The organism is Vibrio sp. 1F279 (assembly GCF_041439815.1).
Classification (GTDB): domain Bacteria; phylum Pseudomonadota; class Gammaproteobacteria; order Enterobacterales; family Vibrionaceae; genus Vibrio; species Vibrio tasmaniensis_A.
The window spans coordinates 1-3,498 of the sequence record NZ_JBGOOU010000096.1 but is presented as its reverse complement, the minus strand read 5'-3'; the positions used below and the strand labels follow the sequence as shown (position 1 = coordinate 3,498).

At 40.2% G+C, this 3,498-nt stretch carries 1 protein-coding gene; it reads left to right on the top strand.

Features of this window, described 5'->3' with window-relative positions; translation table 11 throughout:
* Positions 1–438 precede the first annotated feature (438 nt).
* A complete protein-coding gene (locus ACED60_RS25415) occupies positions 439–3,039 on the top strand; it encodes an Ig-like domain-containing protein (RefSeq protein WP_137002155.1) in 2,601 nt (866 codons plus the stop codon).
* Positions 3,040–3,498: the final 459 nt, after the last annotated feature.

Below are 3,498 nucleotides of genomic sequence, written 5' to 3'. Positions count from 1 at the left end.
CCTTGGAACTTCAAACACTGACAAGTCGCCCCGTGGGTTCATGGGGCGGATACATCTTATCAGCTCACTTAAACAGAAAAACGCCAGCCTTTAAGGTTTCAAGTTACTTTTCTTAATCTCGGATAAGACTGTAGAAGTAACGTCTCTATCACTCTTTTATCCAAAGCCTTCACAGGCTGAATTTTTACCCGTGGCATTTTCTTGCTCGAAAATGCCCCAAAACGTTCTAGAACCCATCTAGATCGTAATAGAACTAGCTAATGTGTAAAGCAAACACATTACTTTGAAAAAACTCCCGTCCGCACCCAAGTATACACATCTCCAAAAGTCATTACTTAGGGAGAGTTGTGATATTCTTATATATGAGCTAAGTTGTTGGTTACAAGTAACTTAAAAAAATCTGGGCTTAGTTTTTTCATGGATATCAAGGATGGTAATATGACTCCAAAGTCAATAATTTTATTTGGACTACTTTTTAGCTCTTTGAGCGTACAATCTGCCACTTATACGGTAACAACAAGTAGTGATCAAGGCATGGGCTCACTTCGAGATTTCATCGAAAAGGCCAATGCTAATCCTGGTTTAGATACTATCGAAATACCGGCTTCATATAATGCACAAGCACCTATCTCGCCTAATTTGGGTGAAGTCCCTTCAGGTCAAACCGACAACCGAATGACAATTACTGATGATATTATCATTCGAGGATTAGGCGATGATTATGTCCACATTAATGACCATCAACGCTGGGTTTCTGATACTGGCTCATTTAATACTGGTTATCCGGATGATCCTAACAATCTGGTTCTAAGATCATCTGGTCTTTTATTTGACATTAATCCTCGAAATACCGCAGGGCGCACCATCGATGTCACCATTGAAAATGTGTGGGCAGAACACATGTCAGGTTTTATCTTTTCCGATAACGCTAATGTAACACTCAATAACGTTATCCTATATAAGATAGTGCCTAGGCAAGGAGAGGCATCCATCATGTCTACTCAAGATGGCTCTGTTACAATAAAAGATTCATTTATATTCGAAAATCTTGGTCCAAGATCAGCACCCACCCTTATTTTTAATAGTGATGTTTTTATTGAAAATACGGCTTTTGAATCTAATGGACCATTGGTTGAAAGCACAGCCAGTCATGTTATTCAAGTTAGTCAAGATAGTTCAGGCAGCAGCACAACGGCAGTCATCAAAGATAGTATATTTAAAGGCTTATTTAATTCTACTTTTAGATTTAATGAAGCTGATGCACAAATTATAAATACTTTATTTGATGGAAGGGATGCTAATAGAGGTTGGCCAATCTATGTCAATAAAGGAAAATTGACGCTAACCAATAGTACGCTGTATTACCCGACTATTACTAAAAATGTAGACCCCGCTACTTACAAAGCGACCCATATAGAGTTAATCAATAGTGCTCAGCTTATAGCCAATAACAATCTACTCGTTATAATCGATGGTGCAAATAATGTTGGCTCTGCAATTTATCCAACTGATTGGGACGATACAACTATTTACCCATTATCAGAGAACAACAATAACTTTATTTCGACACCTGGTGTCGATGACACCCCTAATACTGGCCTGTCACTTGCAGGGTGCGTTACAACTAATTGTTTCGTTCCAAACACGCTTTCAATAGCGCTTGTTGATAAAGGCGACGACGCTAAAGCGCTATATGCCGATGGAAGCTCAATCACATCAGATTACCTCAAGCAAACCCGCCCACAGGGGTTGAGTATCGACATTGGCGCATTCGAAAAACATGAATCTCTTTATGCTCACCCAGATAGCTATGAGGTTGATCAAGATACTAAGTTGATTGTATCTAGCCAAGATGGAGTGCTTAAAAATGATACCAATGAAAATTCAGCAGCCGCTACATTAGACCAAGATGCTTTGTATGGAAGTGTCACATTGAATGCAGACGGCAGTTTTGAGTATCAACCTGATGCTGACTATTATGGCAATGATGAATTTTATTATTCAATCAATACTAGCCAAGCAAAAGTATCAATAACAATTCTCTCCACTGGTTGGACCCTTATCCCTAACAATGCAGCGCCAATTGCGAATAATGATAGCTACTCACTTTACGCAGACAGTATTGATACCATTGTTGCACCAGGTGTATTGTTTAACGATACAGATGATGCGAATACACAAGATCCTTTTTATGCTGGTTTAACTGCTCGAATCTATAAACAACCAATGCATGGGTCGGTAACACTTAAGGAGAGTGGTGAATTTATTTACACTCCTGAACCTGGTTTTATAGGCGATGATAGCTTTGAATATGATGTTACAGATATTGGATCAAGACATAGTTACCCTGCTACCGTTAATCTTCATATTCAAGCCGGTGTTCCTTATGGGGGGAAGGTTATCGCGGGAACCAGCAGTGGTGGTTCTATAGGGTTCTTAAGCACGCTGCTATTGACGATACTCGCACTGTTTAGACATCAAAAGTCACTTGCCGTTAAAGTGGTCGTCCCACTATTGTTAAGTGTTTCTCCTTTCGCTCATTCTGCAGAAGAGAATAACGGAATATATGTAACAGCTAATCCTGGGATTTCATGGTTAGAGCCAGATACTGACCACAACGCGTGGAGTCAGGAAAGTAACAGTCAGTTTTCTTTCGGAAGTAGCTTAGGGTACCAATTTGATAATAACGCGAGTATCCAGTTTACTTATCGTTGGCTAAATAGTGTCGATTTGAAAGCAGAACATACGCAATATAATGATATGACGGTCGATTACCAACATTACAGCTTTAACTTTGTTTATCGAGTTACGCAGCTTTGGGGCGATAAATTCGCCCCGTACTTCAGTTTGGGCTTAGGTTATCTTGATGCAAGTTCGAACCACGCGGAAGATTTCGAGGTGGAGGATAATGTTCACCCCAACATAGGCGTCGGCGTGAATGTATTGGACTTTGGTCAAATTAAGTCAGATCTACAATGGCATCATTTAGCAGGTGATGTTGATACCCTCGAACTCGTGTTTTCTTATTACTTCAAGTAATTCAACTAAGAACAGTGCTTTTAGCTGTTCTTAGCCAGAGCTATCAGTTAGCACCTCTTCATACATAATTTAAGGGTATTACGGTTGCTCCCTGCGATGATTTGGAATTGTTCATCAATTGGGAGCACCCAGTATCTGACCTTTCCAATCAATACAATGCAATGAGTTAAGGGACTTTTACACTTGCATTTATTCATGACTCGCTAACTTAGCAAAGGCATTAACAAGCTTCTGTGCAGAGACGTGTTATGCCGCCATGCTTTGGGACAAGAGCGCCTTAGTGCGACTACTCTAAAACACTTCTGTCCAACTCTGAGTCAGCATGTCGTCGCGACTCTGTGATCGCGACTCATGGCGAGTCCCAATGATGTCTTTTGCAATTGGAAGCAGTTAGCTTTGTCGACAAGAGCTGATAACAAAGAGAGCCAAAGCTGACTAAATTGATTAACCAATAACTTT

Bases quoted from the DNA above. Each gene is read 5' to 3' on its own strand.
- ACED60_RS25415 (WP_137002155.1), top strand. From the start codon at position 439: ATGACTCCAAAGTCAATAATTTTATTTGGACTACTTTTTAGCTCTTTG.